The following is a 25022-nucleotide window of genomic DNA, read 5'->3' on the forward strand; positions in this document are numbered from 1 at the left end:
CACAATTTCTGCACAAATTCTGCATGGAGATTGCATGTGTAGGTTTTATATTCTTCAGATACAGGAGGCGAATGCTAACAGTAAACCCATTTTGCAATAGTCTAGTTAGGTTAGAAAGTTGTGGATGAAATTGAAGCAGTCTTATCATGGCTGGTTGATTGAAGTGATACCAGTGTCAACAGGATATTTATTTCAATGTTGGATGCCAGATGAGAAGACTGGATTCAGCGATCGCAAAAAATTTATCCCACCTTCGCTCAAGCTTTCACAGCAGCTAAGAAACGGGCAGATTTGGAAACTGTTAGTCTGGCGCTAATCCATTTTCTCAACCAATCTTACCAGCCGTGTGATCTTAGCCCCAATGAATATGCGGCTTTGGAAACTTCTATTTTCGACTTTGTTAAACAAGCCAGTAGAACTCAAATGCAAAACTCTTCAACATTGCAAATGGACAGCCGAATTCTGTGTTTTTACAAAAACACGACTAGTCAGATTCAAATCGCTCGAATCTCAAACATTGGCAAATATTGTTTCGAGCAAATTGTCTTTCCCGGAGAAAAAATGTTATTTGAAGCTGTTCCCGAGGCTGAACTAGAAATCCATATGGAGAGCACAACAGGTGGAATATTAGCAAATAAAATTCTTTGCTCCAATCTACAGGTATGCGGATAATGAAAAATATCCTCAATCAAATCCTAAATTCGTTCGATTGTCAAGAAACTGAAGAAGTCGCATCTACGTACTATCGCGGTTCAGGAAGGGCTGCACATCCCCTGTGATAAAAACCAATCTACAGCATTCTGGAGAGCCACAGTTAAGGAAGATTGGGGTAAACCCAATTCTCGTACAGCTTTTGAGGCATCATAGTACATAGTTTGCGTTGCCATACGCACACCATCTAAGGGAACGGATGGCGGTTTGCCAAGCTGGGCAAGGATTTTTTCATCAAACCAGGCAACGCTAAGGGGCAACCAAGCAGGTATACCATTTTTGGGGGCATCCAAACCTGTTATTAGGGCAAGTTCATCAAGTAGTTGTTTCAAGCTAAGGTTTTGGTTTCCCAGGATGTATCTTTCCCCAGATCTTCCTCGTTGCAAAGCCAACAAATGTCCCCAAGCCACATCACGCACATCAATAAAATTCAGTCCTGTCTGCATATAAAAAGGCATTTGCCGTCGCAAAAACCGCAGAATTATATCTCCTGTTGGCGTCGGTTTAATATCCCAAGCCCCAATTGGACTGGCAGGATTAACCACAACTACATCCTGACCATTACGAGCTGCTTGCATAGCTTCTTGCTCAGCGAGAAACTTAGACTTTTTATAATGACCGACAAGTTTCTCTAAAGGACTTTGATAAGTTTCATCTACAGCTGTACCAGCCGCACCCACTCCAATCGCAGCAACAGAACTGGTGTAGACAGTCTTTTCAATCCCAGCCTTTTGAGCAGATGTCAGTACGTTGCGCGTACCTAGCACATTATTTTGGTAAAGCGCTTCCCGGTCTTTTTGCCAAAGGGAATAGTGGGCGGCGACATGAAACACGTATTGGCAACCAAGCATCTGTTGCCATAATTCTGGGTCATTTAGATCGCCGTTGACTAACTCCACATCTAAATTTTGCAGGTTGTCTAGTCGGCTAGAAGCACGTACCAAGGCTCTGACGGTGTATCCTTCTTGCAAGAGCAACCGCACCAAGTTAGCACCAACAAAACCAGTTCCACCCGTAACAAATACACGCATTAATTTACCCCCCATCACCCCATCTCCCCTTCTTCTTAAAGCGGGGAAACCAGTCATCCAAATAGGTGTACACCACTGGCACAACAATCAAACTCAGCACAGTGGAACTAACCAACCCGCCAGCAATAGCCACAGCCATTGGCGATCGCAATTCCGAACCTGCACCCAAGCCCAAGGCGATCGGTAGCATTCCTAAAATTGTCGAGGCTGTTGTCATTAAAATTGGTCGCAGACGCACTGGCCCGGCTTTGAGAATTGCCTCTGTACGGTTTAATCCCGACTTACGCAATTGATTTATGCAATCTACAATCAAGATGGCATTTTTGGTAGCTAACCCCAGCAAAAAGACAAAGCCGATCAGCGATATCATGCCAAAGTCACTCTTGGTGATGACTAATGCCAACATCGCTCCTATTAGTGCCAAAGGCAAAGAAATGGCGATTACCAAGGGATCTATCCAACTTTGGAACAGGGAAATCAATACGACGACAATGCATAATGCCGATAAAGTCAGAGTCGTGCCGAAACTAGCAAAAACTTCGCTACTCCGTTCAGAGTATCCTCCCAAATCCAAGGAAACATCGGCAGGCAAAACAGCTTTAGCTTCGGCTACTAATTTATCCGTAGCATCACCTAAAGGCAAATTCTGACCCAGGTTGGCACGAATATAAACTACTCGTTTATTATTCAAGCGTTCGATTTGAAAAACTGTTTGTTGTGGATTTGTGGCACCTGTAACAGTGACATCAACAAATCCAGGCAATTTTTGAATGCGCTGTTTAATTGTCTCGGCGGTTGTACTCAAAGTATTGATATCATTGCCCCGCAAAGCTACTTCTAAGGGTTTTTGAGCGCCAGAATCGACGAATTGAATATCTTCAACGCTAATGTTAACACCTGGAAGTTGGGGTAAAGAGGAACGGAACTGGTCTTGTAGTTCCGAGGTTGTGATTGTGCGATCGCTTTTTAATTTAACGTAGAGCTTGCCTTTATTTATTTCTCCCTCGCGAGAACCCACAATTGTAAAAACAGTTTCTACTTCTGGTGATTTTCTAACTACCTCTTCTATTTTTTTGGCTGCATCAAAAGAATTATTTAAAGGATTGGAAATTGAATACAGGGAACCGAAAGACTCGCTTTCTATAGGACTTGTGAATAAATCATTAGTTAAATTATCTGTTGTTCCTTGCCCTGGTTCTGATAAATTCGGTAAGGGAGTAGTAAAAACTATATTGAATTCACCACGGTCTAGTTTAGGAATAAACCCCTTAGGAACAAGTGGAATTAAAGCTATGCCTGCTACAAAACTTAGCACGGCTAAACCTATAACTATGCTGCGGTGACTCAGTGACCAACTCAGTAAGTTTCGGTAAGATTGGGCAAAATTCGACCATGTTTTTCGTTCTTTGCGTTGGGAACGCGAGGATGGAGGTTTTAACCAATAAATAGCCAAAACAGGCGATAAAGTCCGGGCAATGAGCATGGAAGCTAGCATTGCAGCTGAGACAGTAATACCAAAGGGTTGGAAAAATTGACCAATTACCCCACCCATCAAACCTATCGGTAGAAACACTGCTACTGCTGTAAAGGTTGCTGCCGTAACTGTTAGCCCAATTTCATGAGTGCCTAAAAGGGCAGCTTGGCGGGGATGTTCTCCCTCTTCGACGTGCCGCATGATATTTTCCACATCTACGATCGCGTCGTCAACAATACTGCCAATCACTAAAGCTAAAGCCAATAATGTGATTGTCTCTAGGTTGAAGCCAAATATGGCCATGACGATAAAAGTTGCTAACAAAGATGTGGGTATCGCCAGGGCAGAAATCACAGTCGCCCGCCAATTCCACAAAAAAGGAAAGATAACTAATACCGCCAAGACTATGGCTTCAATCAAAGCATCAATGGTGGCACGGGTAGCGTTACGAATATACTCTGATTGAGTAGCAGCCAGAGTGAGTTTAACATTTGGTAAGGCAGAGCGTAGCTGTTGCGCCTGGTTCTCCACCTCAGAAACCACTTCTAAAGTGTTGGCATCGCCGCGTTTAATTACCTGAACAGCCAGAGCATCTTTGCCGTTGAATCGCACTAATGTTGCGCCCTCTCGGGTAAGAGCAGCAGTTTGATTAGATGCTGGTGGGGGAGAAGATGCAACGGGAGCACCCAAAAGATCAACTCTTAGCACTCCTGGTTGTTGAGCTAAGGCAGGTATAATTTTGTCTTTAGCTAACTTAGCTAAGTCTGTTAAATTTAGCGATTGACTCTCGATCGCATAGCTAATGGCAGCTGACTCGTTCAGTCGGATGGGAATGGTTTTGAAAGTCGAGTCTTCTGGAAGAGAAGCTTGTTTTAACGCTGTTTCTGCTTTTTGTGTAGACTCCTCCAGGTTTGTGCCCACAAAAAAGGAGAGAATAACAACTGTTTGACCAGGATAAGTAGAGGAGCGGATTTTATCAAGTCCTTCCAGAGAGTTGAGACGCTGCTCTATCGGTTGGGTGAGCTTTGCCTCTGTATCCAAAGCAGTTGTCAGTGGGGCTGTAGCATTTACCACCACTACTGGAAAAGTAATATCTGGAAATAAAGCATACTTGAGGGTACTGAAAGCAAGTATTCCCGCCATCATCACGGCAAGCCAAAAACCTACTGTCAGCCGAGGATGCTGAATCGCCAATTTAGAGAGATTGAAGCGCTCCCGTACAGACTGAGAGCGATCAGGCTTTATCATCATGACAGAGAGATTATCGCTTCTTTTCGATTTTAATTTTAATTACACTCCCTTAACAATTTAAATTAAAAGTAGCAATTTAAGTAGTGTCTAATCAAACATCCATCCAAGCTATTCTGGTTTGCCAAGGTGCAGAGTACAAAGCCGTGTGTCGAGGCTTAAGCCGTGTTACTGGTTGTACACCATCAGTTATACCGATACCTGTTGGCACAAAAACTAATTCCATATATTTGCCAAATAGTCAAGATATAAAAAAGATCCTGAATCATCCACAACCAAGAGTATTAGTCATGGGTTTATGTGGCAGCCTCAAACCCAAGTACCGAGTAGGGGATGTTGTGCTGTACAAAGATTGTGTTTATCAAGAAAATACTGGCAATACCTTAGTGCAAAAGTGCGATGCCACTTTCACAGCATCTTTGCAAGAGTACCTCCAAGACAAGATTTCTGTTGTCAGGGCATTGACGAGCGATCGCATAATTTGGTTGAAAAGTGAAAAACGCCTTCTTGGTCAAACGTTAGATACTGATGTTGTAGACATGGAAGGATTTGCTGTCCTAGAGTTTTTCAAATCAACTGGGGTGACGGTGGCGATGGTGCGGGTAGTTAGCGACGGGTGCAATGGCAATATACCCAACCTCAACTTGGCACTCAGTCATGATGGTTCCGTTCAACCTTTGTCCTTTGCTATCGCTATGCTTAAACAACCCATTGCTGCTACTAGGCTGATTCGAGGTGGCTTGAGAGGACTGCAAGTATTGGAGCAATTTACAACTTTTCTGTTTCAGTAGAGTGAGCATTGCTGCGATCGCCTTATTGAAGAAAATGTCAGAGGCTATTTATAAACAAAATATTTAAGTAGGGAAGGCAGATTGTGATTGTTTGAGTGTTATTAACAAAAGTCACAATGTTGGTCACGAAAGTCGCAATGTTGATAGAGAAAGTCGTGATGTTGGTCAAGAAAGTCACGATGTTGTCTATGAAAGTCGCGATGTTGATAGAGAAAGTCGTGATGTTGGTCAAGAAAGTCACGATGTTGTCTATGAAAGTGACAATGACGACTCTTTACCAATGACGAATGACTAATGACGACCCTTACGAGTTAACTGTATTAATGCCGATCTACTTAATTGATGTCAATTATCACAACTAATTAAGCTTTCTTGATTTCAAAACACTTCATTATAGTCAATATCAATACATATAAGGCGATAGATATGTTCATTTCACGTCGTCAAATACTCGCAGCTATAGCTGCTATATCAAGTGCTATGGTCTTAGGAAAAACCAAACTAGCAGCTAGCCAAAACAAGAGAGCAACATTTGTCCTTGTTCACGGAGCATGGCATGGTGGATGGTGTTGGAAGAAGGTGAAACACCTCTTGCAAGCAGTTGGTCACAATGTTTACACACCAAGTTTGATGGGTATGGGAGAGCATGTCAACATGCTCAGTCCGCAAATTGATTTGAATACCCATATTCAGAACATTGTTGCTTTGTTGGAATATGAGGATTTGCGTGACGTGATTTTGATTGGACATAGTTACGCTGGGATGTTAATTACTGGTGTGGCGGAAAAAGTAAGACCTCGTTTGGCACAACTCGTTTATCTGGATGCGTTTTTACCTGAAAACGGTAAGTCACTGATGGAGTATTGGAACAACCCAAACGTAGATGTATTAGTCCAGACACAAGGAGATGGCTGGCGTGTGCCTTGGACTGATGAGTTGTTTACGCTTGAGGATTTTGGCGTTGTTGATCCCGTAGATCTTGCTTGGATGACTCCAAGGATGGGAGACCATCCCTATAAGACCTTTACGCAAGCAGTACAATTCTCACAAAAGTCTGTTACATCTTTGCAGCGAACTTATATTCAAACCTCAGAAATCCCATTCCTCATAGAAGCAGGTCAAAGAGCTAAAAAACAAGGCTTTCGCTATTACGAGTTACTTTCAGCGCAGCACAATGCAATGGTAACTCAGCCGCAAGAGCTTACCGAAATCCTACTTAATCTCATCTAAGGAGTTAAGTTATGAATAACATCACTCTCGACAATATCACCCAGGCAGTGATTGACCACGGTGATGGAGGCAAGGCGCACCCCCGACTTTACGAGATTTACAAGAGCCTAGTTACACATCTGCACGCCTTCGTGCGGGAGGTAAATCTCACCGAGCAAGAATTGCAACTCGGGCGCGATTTCCTCAATCGGGCGAGTCACCACACCCAAGAGATACCTAACGGCGAGATCCACATGCTGACAGACCTGCTGGGAATCTCAGAACTGGTGGAACTGTTGCACGATACAGACCGTGGTACAGCTACAGAAAGCAATCTGGAGGGCCCTACATACGTATCAGACGCACCAGAGCGTAAAATGGGCGATCGCCTCGGAATCGATGAGGATGGCGATACGCTCTTGTTGTCAGGTCGCGTTTTGGATTTGAATGGCCAGCCAATTGCCAATGCGCTCGTTGACGTTTGGCAACCGAATTCCAAGGGACTCTATGACATCCAAGACTCTAACCAACTAGACGGCAATTTTCGAGGTCGCTACCGGACAAATACGGACGGCAAATATACATTTGAGACCGTTGTGCCTTTAGGATACAACGTCCCAGCTAGCGGGCCATGCGGTCAGGTGCTGCGGCTGTTGGGGCGGCATACTTGGCGGGCTGCACACATCCACTTCAAGCTAAGTGCCCCAGGCTACACCCCATTGACCACGCAGATATTTATTGATGGCGATCCCCACCTCGACTCGGATACAACTTTCTCGGTGAAGTCCGCGATCGTCAAACTGCAAAAACATGAGACACCCGAGGAACTTAAGGCAGCCAATCGGGATAAACTGTTTTATACGACTGAGTTCGACTTTGTTCTGAGTCCAGCGTAACCGTTGAGACAGACGTGGCAAAAAGCATCTAACTTGATCCTAACCCAACTGTAAAGGGTTAAGGTCTGAGAAAATTATAATGAGCGAACTGTGCTGCTTGTGTTGGAGTTAGTCATGTCTGGTCAGTCTTTTACTCAGAATAACCCTTTGCTTGGAACTTGGAAACTAATCTCGGCGATCGCTATTAGTCCTGACGGAACAGTCGATGCTGAAGCGTATGGGCCCAACCCAAGTGGCTACATCACCTACACTCCTGAAGGTCGGATGATGGTTCTGTTCTCAAGGAGCGATCGCCTACCATTCAGTGCAGATATCCGCTCACCATTCACCAGCAACATACATTCAGTACCACTTGAAGAACGTGCTCAGGCGTTTGTATCATTCAATGCCTACGCAGTAACCTATGCTCTAAGTGATAATACTGTTACTCACCACGTAGAGATAGCATCGATCCCCAATCGAGTCGGTACAGATTTGGTTCGTACCTTCACCTTGAACGGGAACCGAATCACGCTGAAGACGCCACCAACGATGAGCGGTAATGTCTCGAAAGTTTTCGAGCTGATGTGGGAGCGCGTAGAGCCAATATCAAGTATTCAAACAAACACAATATTATAAGTACAGGAAGTATATCAATTGCTCATAATCGCTGTTTCAACAACGTTCTCAGTTCATTCTGCTGTTCGTCAGTTCCAGCAATTAAAATACCGAGTTTTCCAACCAGAATAGCGCCCCAGTTGACTATCACAACACCTGTATTAGTTTGAGGATTAAACTCAATATCACTGAAATCAAGGTTTTCGAGTGAGCAATATCGCGTCTTAAAGTTTTCGCACCTCCAACTAGTGATATTAAGCTTGTTAGCAATACCTGTGGGATATGATGCACCATTAAAGCGTGGATTGCACTCAATTGGCAGATAACGTGTTTGTGTTGCATCTTCCACAACAGCAACATCAAAAGCAAATATCTGTTTCATTCCACGTTGCGCCATCCACTCGGCCATTGATTCAACAGCTTCCCAAGGTTGATGCTCACTGGGATAGCAATTACCGATATGGGTGCAATCATTAAGTATTTGAGAAGTTATGGCAAGACGTTGAAGTTTTGAAGCCTCAACAGAGTATTGCACATTTAAAAAAGAGCAAGCTACTACTTCCTCCTGGATTTGCAAAGGTATTTCATTGGGAAAGGTTTTTAGAATCAAGGAAAGCTGTTGTGGGTTTTCACATCGGCTAATCCCAACGCCATTAACAGAAATGGCAGTTTTGAAATAACACGGATAGGGAAAATCAGATAAGTCTTTAATCGCAGCTTTGTTTTCAAAACAAAACGTTCGAGGAACGCTAACTCCAAGCTGTTGTGCAAGCTGTATAAAGTTGTTCTTGGAGTTCATAAACTTAACTACGTTAAACCAGTCGCAATCTAGCTTGCGAAACAAGTCTTCGTCACAATCGACTTTGCTTGTAGTGTTGCCAAAAAAGAAAAGGGAAATATCATAGTCAGGATAGTCTTCCAAGATTCTCAGCGAGACATCCCAGATCGCATTTTTGCTATGGCTTAAACCTATGCGTCCATAGTGTTCGGTAATAATATTCCATTGTGATTTTAAATCTGGGTTCAACTGAATAATATCCTCTGGTTCAGTCAAACCTAGCACCCTACCACAATAAAGATGATTCCCTGTCACAGACTCATTGGTGCAGACCATGATGTCATGGTTGAAAATTGTATGGCGAGTCACTTTTTAATCTGTACTGTCAGGTTAACTGAAAACTAGCGAGAAATGATCATTTTAAAATTTATACTCTCACCAGAGGAAAACATAAAAATCTATCTACAGACAGATATTAGGAAACGATATTTGTTTAGAGATACTACCTTCGCTAAACACCTAGAGATTTTTAGTCTCTAGCCATGCGTTAAATATTTATTCTTCACTTAACAACTGTTGTTCTTCAGGAAGCAATAAGGAACCGGATTTTAACAAGGCGTGTAAATATATACAAAAACTTTGTATAACTAGATAGCAACAATCAACAGTATTGATTTTAGTGTTAATAAAATTGCGTTTAGAACATCATATTGTGTTCGTAATCCCAACACTTACCATTACGCCAAGTCCTACCTGTATGCTCACATTTAGGCTGATTACTGATCCAGGGAATCGAGGTAGGATGACTTGAGATGGATATTGAACTGAGATAAGATACTAGAAACTTTAAAGTCCAAGAAGTGCAAGTAAGTAGCAAGGTGAAAGATACTGTACCTAAGATAATGTTGGTAGAATTATAAATTTTAGTTTTACCTTTTTCAGCTTGCAGTCGATAGCGCATATTATATTTATTGTTTTTGAGTAACAGCAGAAAGAAGCGCCGAAAAATTCCCATGAGGAAAGAACTTTTCACGCAATGACAGTATTTAAAGGGGCTGAGATTTATTATGCGTATGCGATCGCCTGCGTGATATCCATGATTAGCCTCTGTTAGTTCACTACCAATATTGCCATACTCTTTTCTCTAATTAAAAGATATTGTCTGTGATTTTTACTAAATAAAAATACTGAGCATTTATTTTTAAAGTTGCTTTGTATTGTTGCTCATAAGAGATAATATCAACTAATACCGATTTAATAAATGTTTACAACACATCTTGATGTAGAGACGCGCCATGGCGCGTCTCTACAATGTCTATTTGTCGCATTATTTTTTCAAAATTGTATAATTTTTTGAAAAATTTGCGTGAATTTATATCTCAATTTATGAACTTTTAAAATGAATTTTATACTCATATCATAAAGAGAAATTAAAAGGATGTATGAAGGGAGTTTTATGCAAAAATTCCGTCTTTTTAAGGCTAGAGTATCGATTCAGTATTCAGAAATTGTCTTTATGGGTAAGACAAGGGAGAGGATGAGGTGGGAACCTTATGATGATAAGGGGCACTGGGAAGAATATGAAACTGGACTCTCCCCATCACCCCATTCCTCCTTCCCTTATCCTTCTTGTCCTTTTTATGGAAGATTGTAAGATTGAAGCGTGGGATTCTCTTTCAGAAGACCATACCGGAACCACCGAGGTGTTTACGCTGATAGTGCAGCTACTCTTGCTTGGTGTACCTATACCTAATCTTCAGTAACAAAATCATAGAAGCTAAAAGGAAGGTCACGATGTTAGCGGAAATGATGGGAATATCGTGAACAGAAAAGCCATATATCAGCCATAAAATAATGCCTGTACACAGAACAATCAGCATACTCCAAGAAAGATCGTGGGCTGATTTCGACTTCCAAGTTTTAATGAGTTGAGGCATATAGGCAATAGTAGTCAGCACTCCTGCTGTTATTCCTAAAGTGGTTGTAAAATTAACTTCCATTTTTGTTTATACCCCGGTTTTTTGGATAATTGATCCTATGCAAGTACCAGAAACCTTTGGTTAAAACTTACCACATTATTGTTGCTAAAGTCATTACAAAAGCTACTCTATCTTTAGAGCTAACGCTTTCAGCATGATTTGAAAGAGATAATTTTGGTTATGTTGCAAAAATTTATGATGGGCTGGTAAAAGTATGATTTGTATCAAATCCCATCAGATGAAATTACTCCGCAATGAATTCCTAACGACGAAAAAAAGCTAATTGTTTTTCGAGCCATTGGAGATTAAAAACTTCTTGGTAAATACGATTTTTGATTTGCAAATATCCTTGCTGTTTTACCACTAAACCACTAAGCAGCAGTTCGATTTGCTCGCGACTATCATCAACTGGCACCTCTACATTTTGCAATATTTGCTGATAGATACTTAGCATTCTGCTCGCACATTGCTCATTTCTAAGAATGCGATCGCGAATTGTCCGCAGATGTTCTGGCTCATCTTGTAATTCCCATCGGTCGATAATAGATTCTCGCACTACATTTTCTACCCAGGATGCTTCTGTACCTGGAGATATCATCAGACTAGAATTTGGCATTTTTTCTATAGTTTGGATGACTAACTGACAAAGCTTTTGTGTCAGGAAAGGTTGCCCTCCTGTCCATGCCATAATTTCTGCCAAGACACCTTGGGAATTATTTACTTTTGTTTCAAATCCCTTGGCTAAAATTTCTGCTTCTTCTAGCTTAAACTCTTGCAAATCGATTGCTTGACCTATATTAAAGGGTGTTCTTGTTTTATCTTGGATCAGATCGTCAGGTCTTGCTACCCCAAATAAAGCAAAACAAAGGCGATTGTATGACAAATTCAAAGCTCTTTGGTCATAGCAAAAGCGAATCCAGGCAAAAAAATCATCAACTGCGAAATTTAAGCCGAGGATGCTATCTATTTCATCAAAAAAGATCACAATCTGACCCTGAGGAATATTGACAAGCAGTATATCTTCGATAAACAGACTCAAGCGTTGCAGCATCGAGAGATCCTCATGTTTACGCCACCAGGTGTTAAAATCTACACATTTAACTAGTTTTAGCCCGCTCCAGAGACTAATGATTATTCCCTTGCACCATTGCTGCGAATTAATGTTGTCACTAGCAATTCGCGTCATGTCAATGAAGGCGCAGTGATATCCTTCTTGTTGCAGATTATGGCGCATACGAACAAGCAGCGAAGATTTGCCCATCTGTCGTGAATTGAAGACGTAGCAGTATTGGCCAGCTTTAAGAACGCGATAGACCTCTAAGTCAGCACTACGCAACACGTAGTTGGAGTCACCTGTTCTTAAACAGCCACCAACTTTATAGAAGTATTTACTCATCCCATTGTATGGATGTGATGTAGTAATTTATGAATTGTGCGATCGCCTTAATGTACTAAGGAAATATGCACAAACATTCCTCTGTGCGGCAAAAATCATACAGAATTTTTGCAGCGAACGTACTTACACTTGTGCCTCTGCTCAAGGATCGAAAAGAGAGTATTAGTAATTGAATGAAACAAAAGTGTAGGTTACTTTTCTATTTGATCTAGCCGAGGAGTTTTATCTAGCCGAGGAGTTTTATTTACAAAAGTGATAATCGTTTTTATTTTCGCAAATCTCTATAACAAAAGTCAAGTTAGTCGCGTTATCTCTTTGTTTATAGCTCATTTCTAAAACACACCCCTATATGATTACACGATCCAATATTCATGATGAAAACGTATGTTGCCTAGCCCCTAATTCCTATTTTTAGAATAAGCAACTAAGACGAACTAGAGATGAAAGTTTTGTAGGTGGAATTACACGAATGGATAGCTCTGAGTCTGCCGTTATATAAATGCTTACTAAAGTAAATGCGATACAATTCTCGACTAATAGTTATTCCATCCATGTGAAACTTCACCAATCCCATGCTCTCTAATTGATGAGCAACAACTGGTTCTAGGAATATACTGCTTTCTGATGAGAGCAGAACTTCAAGAGCTTCTGTTAAAATCGGGTTTTCTTGCAGATTTGCTAATAGTCGTCGCAAATGAGTGCGATAAATACCCACTTCTGTAGCCGCTTGTTGTAACAGTTCTGATAACGTCACTTCTTGACGGCAAAGGTAATAAAGAGCAATCCGTATCAAAGCCGGATGTCCTCCAACCATTGCCATTAGTTGCTCAGCTTCATTGTTCTGTCGCCAATTAAGTCCATGACGTTCTGCCAATTCCTCTACTTGGGAATGGGTAAACTCTGGTAATTGCAGTGGTAATCCTATATTGCAAGGTGATTGATAGAGATTTAAGGGAATATAAGATTCTGTAGAATAAGTGACGACTAAGCGTAGTTTTTGCCAAGTCTCCTCTTGTTGAGCTTCCTCATGCCAAGAACGCAGCAGGGATAAAAATTCTTGAGCTAATTCAGGGCATTTAAAAATCCGATTTACTTCATTTAATGCCAGAACAACAGGAGTTTCTACAGACTCCAGTAGGTAATTTTTGAAGTATAAGCTACAGCTCACCTTGCTGCCAGTTTCCCGATCCCAGTATTCGTCTAGATTCGGCTCCAGATTCAATTGTACAGAGGCACTCTTGCATAACCACCGCAAGAATTTGTCAAGGTTGCTGAGAATAGCAACATCAACTTGATTGATATCCAAACTCACAATCCGATAACCCAAAGCTTTTGAGCGTGCCAAAACCCTAAACATGAGAGATGTTTTTCCCATTTCTTTAGGTGCTTTTATATGAATGACACATCCTGGTTGGGTAATTTCTCGATAAGCCAATTCTTCAATAGGGGGACGAGGAATGTAATAAATTGAGTCCAATGGCACTGGTCCACTGGGATATTTCAAAACTGCTGCTAGAGGTTGGTAGCAAGTTGAATTTTTGATTAACTTTTGTGTTTGTCGTTCTGATTCAACAATGTAATCTTCGGATGAGTAAATATCTACAGTTTCTTGGTTTTCTAACGCATGGATATATTCAAATGATTTGTTTAAATCATTACTTTTATCTGAGCATGTGTAATCCTCTTTTCTTAAATCGAGGTTAAAGGCACCAAAACAAAATTTCAGAGTACGTTGATCTAGTCCAGTAGTAAGAGACCACAATCGGCTGATAGTTTTGGTAGAAACTTTCATCCGCTCGCTGAGTTCTTCTTGAGTAAAACGTTCTCCATTTTTCTCCTGTATTTCTGCTGATTCAATCGCTGCTTGCAATCGTTTAAGACCTGCGGCAGTTAAAATTACACCACGAATGCGTTTTGATTTTTGATGTTCCATATACCTGTAGATAGATGTTTATCTACTTCAATTGATATATGCAAATCTAGGCAATTAGGAATACGTACACCTTATTGTAACTGGAACTGAGGGTTGCAACGCTTTTTTAAAAATAAACAATATATTAATATCAAGCTGACTCACAGATCAAATGTCTAAATACATAAACTATTGTTATATTGATTACAATTTATCTTGTGATTTAAAGCCATTTAATATAAAAATCAAATTATGATAATGATTTACGGAATTTTGTATAAACACATAAGAATACATTTAGGAAAGCATGTAGAGGAGCAAATTATAAATTATTCCTTGCTGCATATAACATGCTTAGTCTAATTCGCAATTTCTATCCGCACATGTAATAAGAAAGAAATTTTCCGAATTTAGTACTTACTTATAACCAAACTCAAGCTATCAATAAATTCCGAATGATAATTGTAATAAAAGTATCTTGGAGATTGTGAATTGATCAACAGTTGTTGGTGTGGAATTTTGTACTAAGTAAATGAAATTTTCAAGACATTCTAAGTATTCATCCGCTCGTAAATTGCAGATGCAGATGGTGAGAAGCGTGTTAAATAGCTAAAAATCCAAAACTTGATGCACGAATCAATGATTACAGGAACTGTAGCAATGAACGTTTTGACAGCCGCCTCATTTTCCGGAAGTCCGAAGTGATGAGTAAAGCTTTGCAACAGCACGTCCCATCCTTCTGCTGAGTGGAACCCAACAAACATATCAGTAATCAGGATGAAGAGAAAGACTTTGGTGGGATCGCCGAGACTTAGAAAAGTTCGATTGGAAAAATTCCTGATTGCTGCTAGCTTACTTCTGTTAAAGTAGACTAGTCCAGCAAAACTAACCAAAGCTATACCATCAGCTAAAAGATTTTTGATACCGTTCAGTTCTTCTTCACGTGATTCTCGCCAGAGGTCGATAGCTGCTTCCTCAAGCCGCTGATGTTGCTCAGTTTGAGTCATTGGTGGTACTATCCCCAGTAGCTGTTGAATTTCCAGACCCACTTTGATAGCGCTAAATTCTGCTACAAAGTTTTCCTGGATTTCTCTACTCAGTTCAATTTTAGTCGGATTTTTATCACTGTAATTACCAAGTAAAGGTTCAAAAATCAAATTTTTAGTGACCATTTGAACCAAAATAGGAACTATTAATAATATCAGTAGCCAGCGAATGGCCATTCTATCTTGTTTACGACGCAGTCTAATTTCTCTGACAACTTGCTGTTCGTATTCTGGCGTAAGTTCCTTACCTAAAGAAAATCCTCCCAAAAAAAAGCCTGAACGATTCCGTTTATTTTGGTTGGAATTAGCTTCTATTGTTGGGATATCAATTGTTCTAGCGATCGCTTCTTGGTTAGTTTCTTGATTAGAAACAGGAAGTTTTTCAGAAGTAGGAGTTATAGGCTTAGAAATTTCAGGACTAATTACAGGAATTTCTTCTTCCGCTTCTGAAACTTCCCGATATTTACTAACAACTGAATCAATAAAATTCAGCTTTTCCAAAATTACAGATTCTTCTAAGCTGGCAGTCACAGTGTTAGCTGGCTGTTGTTCCTCATTAACCGCAGTGATAATTAGTGGTTGTGCTGAGGTATTTTGGTTGGCATCTTCCTCTAAAGGCTGATTGCGTAAAAAGTAACTACCAAGGCGGAATTGAGCTAGATTAACGCGGATTCTCCAGAGTTGGCGATCGCGTAAACTTTGCACATAATCAAAAAATGTTTTGCTTTGCTTAGAAGTATAGACAATTTTACCCCCATTAAAATATTTATCTTCAATAGCTTTAATCTCTTGCGCTCCTTTATATGCTTCTTCTAGTAGATGGAACTGCCGCTGATTTAACCAAGAATTAAATCTATTTATGTATTGATTGAAATTTGGTCTTTTTATATTTATATTCATATCCTGCCATTGACAGACAAATCACCTGTTTCGTTGTTTGTTGTTTGTTGTTTGGAAGCGCCAACAACCAACCACCAACAACCAACTACTTCTGCCTCAATTCTTCCTCATCTCGTTGCTTTTTTAATTGCCGCAATGCTTCCTGACTTGCTCCAACTAATAATCCCCCGATCGCGCCTACAGTGGCGTAAGTGCGATCTAAGTTCTGATACCTGCTACTGGTATAGGGAGTACGAAAAATCTTGGCAAGTACTAAACAGATTCCAGCACCCACCAAGGCAGTTATTACACCTGAGAAAATGATGCGTTTGATGTTCATACTCCCTTAGTCAGTAGTCATTAGTCATTGGTCAATAGTTAGTGGTTAGTAATTTAGTGGTTATTCTGCCCATCTCCCCACTCCCCAACTCCCCCACTCTTCCTCTGCTTTCTTGCTTCACTCACTCTGGAACCTGGGAGCTGGCTGTGTTTGCTGTAGTTCAGGATGAGCCGCTGAATCAGAAGTTGAAGAATCTAGATGCTCTGGTGGTTGAGGAGGTTTACCACTCAAGAAGCGGTCTTCCAAACCTTTAATTACTACATACAACACTGGTACAACTAGCAATGCTAAAACTGTATTCAATAGCAAACCACCAAACAGTGCTGTACCCAGTGAAACACGGGATGCAGCGCCTGCACCACTGGCAATAACAAGGGGCCAAAATCCAGCCAAAGCAGCCGCTGCTGTCATCACAATTGGGCGGAAGCGTTCTTCTGCGGCTGTGACAGCTGCCTTCACAAGGCTCATGCCTTGTTCGCGGCCAAGGTTGGCAAACTCCACGATTAGAATGGCGTTTTTTGCCGCCAAACCAATCAACATTACTAATGCGATGTTTGCATAAACATCGTTGATGAGACTCCGGAGATCAAGCGCAACCAACGCTCCCAATAGCGCCAAGGGTACCGTCAGTAGAATAATCAACGGGTCAATGTAACTCTCATACTGAGCAGCAAGGGTGAGGAACACCATGATGATCCCGAACAAGAAGATGAGAGCGCCAAGGCTACCAGCTGAAAGCTGCTCCTTCGCTAACCCAATCCAGTCACTACCAATTCCTGGCACCGCTGCTTGTTTGACTGTCTCATCCATTGCTTGCAGCGCCTGTCCGCTACTATAGCCTGGTGCTTCTTGTCCTTGAATATTGATGGAGCGATAGCCGTTGTAGTGGTTAATAATTTGCGGGCCGGTAATTGGCGTCAGCGTTGCTAGCTCTCCAAGAGAAACCATCTTGTTATCTCGGGAGCGGACGTAGAGTTTGTTGATGTCGTCTGGAGAATTGCGGTAGTTTCCATCTGCTTGTACGTACACTTTATAGCTACGGGTTCCCAGAGTGAAATCGTTGACATAACTGGAACCAATCGCCGCACTCAAGGTTTGCAAGGCTTGTTGGAAGTCTACATTTAGAGCTTCTAGTTTGTTGCGGTCGATGTTAATTTCAAGTTGGGGTGTGCCAGCAGTGAACTGGGTGTAAACTTGTCCCTGCAATGCAGGTTTTTGGTTAGCTTTGGCAATGATGTCATTGGCGATCGCCAAAAAGTTATCAATCGAGAATTTGCCACCTGTTTTGTCCTGAAGTTGCAATTCAAAACCACCTTGAGCACTAAATCCTGGGATTGGTGGGATATTGAATGCAAATACTTTGGCGTCCTGAATTTGGGCAAGTTTCTGGTTCAAGCGTTTCACGACGCCATCAACGCTTGCCTCTTTTGTGGTTCGTTCTTCCCAAGGTTGAAGCTTGACAAAGAATAAACCTTGGTTTGGCCCTGCCCCACTTAGACCTGCACCTGTAGCAGTGAAGTAAGTTTCAACCTCGGGAATCTCACCTAGTGCTTTTTGAACTTGGTTTGCTACCTTGTCGGTGTAACTCAGGGAAACGCCATCAGGTGCCTGGATGATTCCTAAGAAAACTCCTTGGTCTTCATTAGGCACAAAGCCCGTAGGTACATGACCGAACATGTAGTAAGTAGCGAACAAGCCTGCTACAAATACCGCCATGACTATATAGCGGATACCGATGAGAAACTTCACAAAGGATTTGTATTGACCAATAAACCAGTTCAAGAACCGATTAAACTTTCTGAAAAACCAGTTCAGCGGCCCCCTTCCTTCAGCATGTTGCGATCGCAGCAGAATTGCGGACATGCTAGGGCTGAAACTGAGAGCGTTGAAACAGGAAACAGCGATCGAAAAAGCAATCACCAAAGCAAACTGCTGATACAACTTTCCTGTTGAACCAGGAAAAAATGCTACCGGAATAAATACCGCCATCAATACCAAAGACATGGAAATGATAGCACCCGTCAATTCTTGCATTGCTTCAAAGGTAGCTTGCTTGGGCTTCATACCTTGTTCCATCTTGGCAGCAACAGCCTCCACCACGATAATGGCATCATCCACCACTAGACCTGTTGCCAAAATCAAACCAAATAGAGTGAGATTATTGATAGAGAACCCAAACAGAAAAGCAAATGCCATCGCCCCAATCAGCGATACTGGGATTGCAACCAAAGGAATGATTGTAGTGCGCCAGTCCTGCAAGAAAATAAAGATGACCAGCACCACCAGCACAAAGGCTTCCAACAAAGTTTTAAATACTTCTTCAACGGAGATTTCGATGAAAGCAGTGGTATCGTATACAACCTCCGCTTTCAACCCTGGTGGGAAATCTCTCTGCAATTCCTCCACTGTCTTGTGGATGTTTTCAGCCAAGTCCAGCGCATTACTTCCTGGTGATTGGTAAATCGCCAGCCCCACAGCTGGTTTACCTTTCACCAACGCATTACTGTTATAGTTTTCTGCCCCAAGTTCTGCCCGACCAACATCTTTGAGGCGGATCGTTGAACCATTACTGCCAGTTTTGATGACAAGATTCTCAAACTCAGAGGTATCTTTGAATCGACTTTGAATCCGCAGTGGCATTTGATAAGTTTGTCCTTCAGGTACAGGTTCCTGACCGATTGAACCTGCCCCAATCACAATGTTTTGCGACTTCAGGGCATTGGCCACATCTAGAGTTGTCAGTCCTCGACTCGCCAGTGCATTCGGATCGAGCCAAAGTCGCATGGCGTTTGGCTTGTCACCAAAAGTACTGATATCCCCGACTCCTGGAACCCGCTTGAGTACATCGGTAACGTAGAGATCCAGGTAATTACCAATAAAGATGCCATCATATTCGCCATTTTCGGCATAGAAACTGTAAACTTGCAGAATACTGGTAGAAGCAGTTTTTGTGGAAACACCGAGTTGCTGCACTACAGATGGCAGTTGTGGCAGTGCTTGTGCTACTCGGTTCTGCACGTTTACTTGGTCAATATTTTTATCAGTGTTCGTAGGGAATAATACTGATACTTGGCTTGTGCCTGGATAGGTATTCGAGGTCATGTATTCCATGTTCTCGACACCATTGATCTCTCGCTCCAGGATTGTGGTAACGGTGTTCTCGACCGTATCCACATCTGCACCTGTATAGCCCGCAGATACGTTCACCTGGATCGGTGCAATGTCGGGTAGATAATTAATCGGCAACAAAGGAATACAAACTGCCCCAATCAGCACAATCAGAATTGTGCAAACCGTCGTCAGCACAGGGCGTTTGATAAAATTATTGGCTACTGACATCCTCTTTTGCTCCTACGACTCCGGTTGAACGGGGGCGTTATCCTTCAACTTCAGGATATTTGACGTTGCAATCTTTTCCCCAGATTTCAAACCTTCCAGCACCTGATAACTTTGTTCTTGAACGTCACCCAACTTCACTTGGCGTTGGCGTACTATTTGCTGAGTTTTGCCATCTTGTGTAGTTTGTTCTTCCACTACAAACACAAAGCTTGTACCGCCAATCCTAGAGATTGCAGTAGTCGGAACCAAAAAACCAGCTTTTTTATCCCAAACCACCTTTGCCTGCACGTATTGCCCGTCCCGCAACCTACCACTATTGGGAAAGCGGGCTTTGACCAAGATGGATTGCTGAGTGGGATCTACCCTGGGAGAGATGAAGTTAATCTTCCCAGTTGCTGACTGCTTTTGGGTCGTGGGATCGAATAACTGTACTGGCAATCCTGGGCGTAGTTGGGCTGAACGGTTGGAGGGAATCCAAATGTTAAGATCCAGAGAGTCGTTTTTAGTAATAGTCGTAATTGTTTGTCCTGTAGTGATGTAATCTCCCACCTTCACTGGAATATCACCAATTGATCCGGCAATGGGCGCGGCTACTTCCTTAAAGTTCACACTTACGCTGGCAACATCAGCTTGTGCCTGGGCTTGTTGAATAGCTGCTTCCGCCTGTTTAATTTGAGCTTGAGCCGCTGTCACCTGCTTTTGGGCAGTTGTGACTTTATTTTTTGCTGTTGCCAAGTTATTGGCTGCCTCGTCTGCTTGGTATTGACCAATTGCTCCCTGACTGACTAGAAATTTTGCCCGTTGATTGTTAGTGTTTGCCAATTGATAGTCTGATTGAGCAGTAGCTAGCTGTGCCTGTGCCACTTGCAGTTGCTGTTGGGCTGTGTTGTAGGCTGCTTTTGCCTCACTAATACCAGCTTGAGCGCCTTGTAATTGCGGTACTGTTTGATCGGGTTCGAGCGACAGGATCGATTTACCTTGTTGGATGCGATCGCCCTCTTTAACTTTAATTGCCTTGATTCGTCCCTGGATTTCTGGTTTAACTTCAACTCGTTGAGATGCTTGCAGATTTCCAAGAAAATCAGAACTATTTACTAGCGTTTCTTTTTCTAGTGTCGCCACTTTCACTGGTGTTAAGGGAGTAGCGGTAGCCTCCGCAGAAGAATCTTCTTTACCGCAAGCTGTAGCCAATCCAGAAACAAGAAGCGTTACTCCTAACACTGTGGGGATAACAGAGCTATTCACTTGACTTTTAATATTTGGCTTATGAATATGCTTCAACATTGTAGTGATTAGATTTCCTTAGCATCTGAATCAGGATATTGGAGTTGATAAGCTAATCTGCACCATAAAACCTAATGTAAGCAAGGTGATGAGCTTTTTACCTATCCCTCTACAACTCGTAACAAAATAGGACTAAAACGTTAGCGAAAAGCTAAATATTCAATCTCTCAATCTACTGAAATTTTTAGGAATTAACTAAATTTAAAACCTCGGATTTTAACTAAGGTTATTTTAAATTTTACGCCAGTGCATTGCATTATAGATACGCCAGTTAAGACAGATAAGTCAGTCAGTTAAGCTATTTAAATGCAATATTCAATTACCTTTTGTAGCGATTAAGACGATAAAATTAATTAAAAATACGATGGCGATCGCCAGATAAATTTTAGTGAAAAGATACTCCTAAAAAGAAGTAAGATTGCAAGCGTTCTTTTCAGTCATGCAGTTAGGGTAGTAAATATATGCAGGCGATCGCGATCGTTGCAAACAAACATACACAATCATTGATGTGATGACATTAATTCTATCTATTTTTGTATCGCCATCAGCACAACAGACGATCGCCCTTCTGCTCGATATGCATCACTTTCTACCACTGATGCAGCCTTCGGTTCGCAAAAATCATCAGGAGAGGGCAAAGCAGTGTCCACAATTCGATACCAGCGTTCTTGACTACCGAGAAGTGGCAGTTCAAATTGGAGCGGTTCCCAATAGGCATTGAGGATAATATGCAAATGCTCGCTCCGCTCTGGATGGCGCAAGCTGAATGCCAGGCTATGGGAATTGTTCGACCAATCTGGTTGCCCCAATTGCACACCATGCCAAACCAGATGAGGTTCATGACTGCCATAGGTGACGCTGAGGACACGTTCTTGCTCAAATATTTCCAACGACTGGGTAAATTGAATCAGTGCCTTGACAAAGTGCAGTAAATCTGCGTGTTTTTTAACTTTACTCCAGTCAACCCAACTTAGTTCGTTATCCTGACAGTAAGCGTTGTTGTTCCCTCGTTGCGTCCGTCGGTTTTCATCCCCCATCAGCAGCATTGGTGTTCCCTGGGAGCAAAGCAGAATTGTCAAAAAGTTCTTGATCTGTCGCAGACGTAACGCCTCTATTGCCGGATCGTCTGTTTCTCCCTCGACTCCGCAGTTCCAACTGTAGTTGTCGTTAGCACCGTCGCGGTTATCTTCACCGTTTGCCTCGTTGTGCTTATAGTTATAAGCAACCAAATCATTCATGGTGAAGCCATCATGGCAGGTAACAAAATTAATGCTGCGATAGGGTTGATAATCTAGTCGCGGGTAAATATCTGGACTACCCATAATGCGAGCTGCTAACCGACCAACTGAACCTGTATCACCTTTCACAAATCGGCGCACATCATCCCGGAAGGGGCCGTTCCACTCGGCAAAACGCTGAGCAGATCCCACAAACTGCCCTACCCCGTAAAGTCCAGCTGCATCCCATGCTTCTGCAATCACCTTTGTAGTAGCTAAAGCTGGGCTGGTCTCAATTGCCCAAAGAACGGGAGAATAAAGAGTAGGGCGACCAAATTCATCACGAGCTAAGACAGTTGCTAAATCGAAGCGAAATCCATCCACATGCATCTGAGAAGCCCAATAGTAGAGGCTATCAATAATCATGCGTGCAGCCATTGGATTATTTGCTTTCAATGTATTGCCGCAACCGCTGTAATTACTGTAGTAGGTTTGGTTTGGTTCCAAAATATAGTAAGCTTGGTTCGCCAGCCCTCTAAATGACAGTGTCGGCCCATCGTGATTACCTTCTGCTGTATGGTTGAAGACCACATCCAAAATCACCTCAATCCCAGCCCGATGTAGGGCTTTGACCATATCGCGGAACTCATCCACAGGGCCGAGCGAATCGCGACGAGAACTATAACTGCTATGGGGAGCAAAAAAGCCAATGGTGCTGTAGCCCCAGTAGTTATGGCGACCCGCAGGTGCATCGTGTGGATCAAATTGATGGACGGGTAGTAACTCTACTGCGGTAACTCCTAACTCTTTTAAGTAAGGAATTTTTTCTATCAATCCAGCATAGGTACCGCGTTTTTCAACTTCAACGCCAGAGTTGGGATGACGAGTAAAGGCGTCTACATGTAGTTCGTAGATAACGCTTTTTGCAAGGGGCGTTCGTAGGGGTTTATCCCCTTCCCAGTCGTAGGTAGTGATATCTACAACTACACTTCTTAACGCCTGAGCGCAGTTATCTACACCGAAAGGTCTAGCTGCTTCGCGGTTGTAATTTTCCCAATTCACAATTACTTGGGCGTAGGGGTCAAGCAGTACTTTACTGCCATCAAACCTTAGTCCCTTTTCTGGTGTATAAGATCCATAGGCTCGATAGGCGTAGATTTGCCCTGACCCTATTCCTGGTATAAAGACATGCCAATAATAAAAAGTTCTGTTTTGCTTGGGGTCTAACTGGATTACACGGCTTGGCTTGGGTGCATCTGGTTCATCGAAAAGCAATAACTCCAGTGCTTGACAGCTAGAAAAAATAGAAAAGTTCACTCCGTTGGGATAAACGGTAGCACCAAGGGGAAAAGATTCACCAGGTAAGATTGGCTTTGAAGAGTTTATGTTCATTTTTTGGTTCAAGAGGGGAAGGGGTAAGGAGAAAATCAAGAAGGTCAAAGGTAAAAAGATAAAGTAAAGAAAGGAAATAATCCTTCCTTTTCCCTTGAACCTTTCTCCTTTTCCTCAGTGAAGCTTTAACCTTTTCCCTGGCGCGTAGCGTTGTGCGTACGCATCAAATGCCAGGATTCTTTGGCGATCGCCCAATCTTCTTCTGCTGGGATGACTAGGACGCGAATAGCAGAATCTGCCGTTGCAATGTCTTGATCTTTTGGTGAAGCCTGATTTTTCGCTTCGTCAAGTTTTAGTCCCAAAAATGCAAACGCTTCACAAGCAGCCGTTCGTGTTAGCGCGTGATTTTCTCCGATCCCAGCAGTAAATATAAGAGCGTCTAATCCTCCTAATACAGCCAGCATAGAACCGATGTGCGATCGCAGTCTGTGGATAAACATATCAAAAGCCAACTGAGCGCGGGAATTTCCCTCAGTTATGGCGCTTTGGATGGAACGCATATCTGCGGACAAGCCAGAAATCCCTTTCAACCCAGAACCACGATTGAGAATTTCATCTAATTGATCGGCATCGATTCCTTTTCGTAGTAGGTAAATCAGGATACCAGGGTCAACGGAACCTGAGCGAGTCCCCATCATCAACCCCTCTAAAGGCGTAAATCCCATTGTTGTGTCGATGCTTTTTCCTGCTCGGATTGCTGCTAAAGAGCAGCCATTACCCAAGTGACAGGTGATCAGACGCAAAGAATTTAAATTTCGACCTAGCAATTGCGCTGCACGTTGAGCGCAGTATTGATGGTTAATACCGTGGAATCCGTAGCGACGAATACCCTGCTCGTACCATTCATAGGGGCCGGGGTAAACAGCAGCAGGTAAAGGAATTTGGCTGTGGAAGCCTGTATCGAATACTGCTACTTGCAAAGCTTCAGGGAATACTTTCTCAGTTGCTTCTATTCCCTCTAAGTTGGCTGGGTTGTGAATCGGGGCGAAAGTCGATAAGCGATCGATGGCTGCTTTCACCTCTTCTGTAACTACAGTTGCTTGGTAGTATTCCTGACCGCCATGCACCACCCGATGACCAACTGCATCGATTTCTTTGGCTTCTTCAATCACCTGCGTATCTCCCTGTAGGAGAGTATTTAGCACATGCTCGGTTGCAGATGCATGAGAATCAGCTTTGATTTTTTCTTTTAGAACTGTGTTGTGAGCGGTTTTAACTTTGAGTTCGGCAAATCCTTGATAGTGAGTCCAGTCTACATTGGCTTCCCAAAGTGGCTTTGGGGAATACTCTGGTAATTGCTCGCTGGCTATTTCGTACAAGCAACTTTTTTGGCTGCTTGACCCAGCATTCATCACTAAAATTTTCATAATTAGTCATTTGTCATTGGTCATTTGTCATTGGTCATTAGTTAGTGGTTAGTGGTTAGTGGTTGGTGGTGATTTCATTATTTCTTACTTCCCAAACTCCCCCACTCTCCCCATCCCCCCATCTCTCCACCTCCCC

At 42.4% G+C, this 25022-nt stretch carries 19 protein-coding genes; 7 read left to right on the plus strand and 12 right to left on the minus strand.

The genetic code is table 11. The features are described 5' to 3' along the window. The first annotated feature begins 124 nt into the window (after nt 1–124). Together FIS9605_RS45045 and FIS9605_RS45050 are read left to right on the plus strand one after the other, a co-directional pair. Nucleotides 125–316, plus strand: a complete 192-nt coding sequence (locus FIS9605_RS45045) for a hypothetical protein (protein ID WP_026732226.1) — start codon at nt 125–127, stop codon at nt 314–316. 59 nt (nt 317–375) lie between these two features. Continuing rightward, a complete protein-coding gene (locus tag FIS9605_RS45050; RefSeq protein WP_231510269.1) occupies nt 376–672 on the plus strand; it encodes a DUF1830 domain-containing protein in 297 nt (98 codons plus the stop codon). Between the two features lie 80 nt (nt 673–752). Here FIS9605_RS45050 and hpnA read toward each other — a convergent pair whose 3' ends face one another. Beyond that, on the minus strand, nt 753–1742 hold the full coding sequence (gene hpnA, locus FIS9605_RS0108595) for a hopanoid-associated sugar epimerase (protein WP_026732228.1): 990 nt from the start codon (nt 1740–1742) through the stop codon (nt 753–755). Between the two features lie 4 nt (nt 1743–1746). Next, nucleotides 1747–4464 (minus strand): efflux RND transporter permease subunit, encoded by a 2718-nt coding sequence (locus tag FIS9605_RS0108600; RefSeq protein ID WP_026732229.1) that lies wholly within the window; start codon nt 4462–4464, stop codon nt 1747–1749. An 86-nt stretch (nt 4465–4550) separates the two neighbouring features. On the opposite strand from FIS9605_RS0108600, the gene FIS9605_RS0108605 reads away from it, so the two are divergent. The 5 genes from FIS9605_RS0108605 to FIS9605_RS0108625 all read left to right on the plus strand — a co-directional run bounded on the left by FIS9605_RS0108605 (nt 4551) and on the right by FIS9605_RS0108625 (nt 7978). Beyond that, a complete protein-coding gene (locus FIS9605_RS0108605; RefSeq protein ID WP_026732230.1) occupies nt 4551–5255 on the plus strand; it encodes a 5'-methylthioadenosine/S-adenosylhomocysteine nucleosidase family protein in 705 nt (234 codons plus the stop codon). A 91-nt stretch (nt 5256–5346) separates the two neighbouring features. Then, entirely contained in the window at nt 5347–5550 is a 204-nt protein-coding gene (locus FIS9605_RS42525) for a hypothetical protein (RefSeq protein WP_155960386.1), read from the plus strand. Between the two features lie 131 nt (nt 5551–5681). Further along, on the plus strand, nt 5682–6485 hold the full coding sequence (locus tag FIS9605_RS36590) for an alpha/beta fold hydrolase (RefSeq protein WP_082209741.1): 804 nt from the start codon (nt 5682–5684) through the stop codon (nt 6483–6485). Nucleotides 6486–6496: 11 nt separating this feature from the next. Then, nucleotides 6497–7360: a dioxygenase family protein gene (locus FIS9605_RS0108620; protein ID WP_026732231.1), complete on the plus strand. Its 864-nt coding sequence runs from the start codon at nt 6497–6499 to the stop codon at nt 7358–7360. A 114-nt stretch (nt 7361–7474) separates the two neighbouring features. Next, entirely contained in the window at nt 7475–7978 is a 504-nt protein-coding gene (locus tag FIS9605_RS0108625) for a lipocalin-like domain-containing protein (protein WP_051469956.1), read from the plus strand. A 22-nt stretch (nt 7979–8000) separates the two neighbouring features. Here FIS9605_RS0108625 and FIS9605_RS0108630 read toward each other — a convergent pair whose 3' ends face one another. From FIS9605_RS0108630 to FIS9605_RS0108680, 10 genes are all read right to left on the minus strand, one after another. Beyond that, nucleotides 8001–9104 carry an ATP-grasp domain-containing protein gene (locus tag FIS9605_RS0108630; RefSeq protein WP_026732233.1) on the minus strand — a complete coding sequence of 368 codons (1104 nt, stop codon included), beginning with the start codon at nt 9102–9104 and terminating at the stop codon, nt 8001–8003. A 1355-nt stretch (nt 9105–10459) separates the two neighbouring features. Continuing rightward, entirely contained in the window at nt 10460–10735 is a 276-nt protein-coding gene (locus FIS9605_RS40705; RefSeq protein ID WP_072032372.1) for a SemiSWEET family sugar transporter, read from the minus strand. Between the two features lie 241 nt (nt 10736–10976). Next, entirely contained in the window at nt 10977–12110 is a 1134-nt protein-coding gene (locus FIS9605_RS36595) for an AAA-like domain-containing protein (RefSeq protein ID WP_082209742.1), read from the minus strand. A 424-nt stretch (nt 12111–12534) separates the two neighbouring features. Then, entirely contained in the window at nt 12535–14043 is a 1509-nt protein-coding gene (locus FIS9605_RS0108650; RefSeq protein WP_026732236.1) for an AAA-like domain-containing protein, read from the minus strand. Nucleotides 14044–14573: 530 nt separating this feature from the next. Next, nucleotides 14574–15968 (minus strand): hypothetical protein, encoded by a 1395-nt coding sequence (locus FIS9605_RS0108655; RefSeq protein WP_026732237.1) that lies wholly within the window; start codon nt 15966–15968, stop codon nt 14574–14576. An 85-nt stretch (nt 15969–16053) separates the two neighbouring features. Further along, complete coding sequence (locus tag FIS9605_RS0108660; protein WP_026732238.1) at nt 16054–16287, minus strand: hypothetical protein; 234 nt, start codon at nt 16285–16287, stop codon at nt 16054–16056. A 117-nt stretch (nt 16288–16404) separates the two neighbouring features. Next, entirely contained in the window at nt 16405–19626 is a 3222-nt protein-coding gene (locus FIS9605_RS0108665; RefSeq protein ID WP_026732239.1) for an efflux RND transporter permease subunit, read from the minus strand. A gap of 12 nt (nt 19627–19638) precedes the next feature. Next, a complete protein-coding gene (locus FIS9605_RS0108670; RefSeq protein WP_231510270.1) occupies nt 19639–20871 on the minus strand; it encodes an efflux RND transporter periplasmic adaptor subunit in 1233 nt (410 codons plus the stop codon). Nucleotides 20872–21437: 566 nt separating this feature from the next. After that, on the minus strand, nt 21438–23519 hold the full coding sequence (gene glgX / locus FIS9605_RS0108675) for a glycogen debranching protein GlgX (protein WP_026732241.1): 2082 nt from the start codon (nt 23517–23519) through the stop codon (nt 21438–21440). Between the two features lie 125 nt (nt 23520–23644). Continuing rightward, nucleotides 23645–24886: an acetate/propionate family kinase gene (locus tag FIS9605_RS0108680; protein ID WP_026732242.1), complete on the minus strand. Its 1242-nt coding sequence runs from the start codon at nt 24884–24886 to the stop codon at nt 23645–23647. Nucleotides 24887–25022: the final 136 nt, after the last annotated feature.

It is taken from the genome of Fischerella sp. PCC 9605 (assembly GCF_000517105.1).
Lineage (GTDB): Bacteria > Cyanobacteriota > Cyanobacteriia > Cyanobacteriales > Nostocaceae > PCC9605.

Bases quoted from the DNA above. Each gene is read 5' to 3' on its own strand.
- FIS9605_RS0108600 (WP_026732229.1), bottom strand. From the start codon at position 4,464: ATGATAAAGCCTGATCGCTCTCAGTCTGTACGGGAGCGCTTCAATCTC.
- FIS9605_RS0108680 (WP_026732242.1), bottom strand. From the start codon at position 24,886: ATGAAAATTTTAGTGATGAATGCTGGGTCAAGCAGCCAAAAAAGTTGC.
- FIS9605_RS45045 (WP_026732226.1), top strand. From the start codon at position 125: ATGAAATTGAAGCAGTCTTATCATGGCTGGTTGATTGAAGTGATACCA.
- glgX (WP_026732241.1), bottom strand. From the start codon at position 23,519: ATGAACATAAACTCTTCAAAGCCAATCTTACCTGGTGAATCTTTTCCC.
- FIS9605_RS0108660 (WP_026732238.1), bottom strand. From the start codon at position 16,287: ATGAACATCAAACGCATCATTTTCTCAGGTGTAATAACTGCCTTGGTG.
- hpnA (WP_026732228.1), bottom strand. From the start codon at position 1,742: ATGCGTGTATTTGTTACGGGTGGAACTGGTTTTGTTGGTGCTAACTTG.
- FIS9605_RS40705 (WP_072032372.1), bottom strand. From the start codon at position 10,735: ATGGAAGTTAATTTTACAACCACTTTAGGAATAACAGCAGGAGTGCTG.
- FIS9605_RS0108620 (WP_026732231.1), top strand. From the start codon at position 6,497: ATGAATAACATCACTCTCGACAATATCACCCAGGCAGTGATTGACCAC.
- FIS9605_RS0108665 (WP_026732239.1), bottom strand. From the start codon at position 19,626: ATGTCAGTAGCCAATAATTTTATCAAACGCCCTGTGCTGACGACGGTT.
- FIS9605_RS0108625 (WP_051469956.1), top strand. From the start codon at position 7,475: ATGTCTGGTCAGTCTTTTACTCAGAATAACCCTTTGCTTGGAACTTGG.
- FIS9605_RS0108650 (WP_026732236.1), bottom strand. From the start codon at position 14,043: ATGGAACATCAAAAATCAAAACGCATTCGTGGTGTAATTTTAACTGCC.
- FIS9605_RS36595 (WP_082209742.1), bottom strand. From the start codon at position 12,110: ATGAGTAAATACTTCTATAAAGTTGGTGGCTGTTTAAGAACAGGTGAC.
- FIS9605_RS0108655 (WP_026732237.1), bottom strand. From the start codon at position 15,968: ATGAATATAAATATAAAAAGACCAAATTTCAATCAATACATAAATAGA.
- FIS9605_RS36590 (WP_082209741.1), top strand. From the start codon at position 5,682: ATGTTCATTTCACGTCGTCAAATACTCGCAGCTATAGCTGCTATATCA.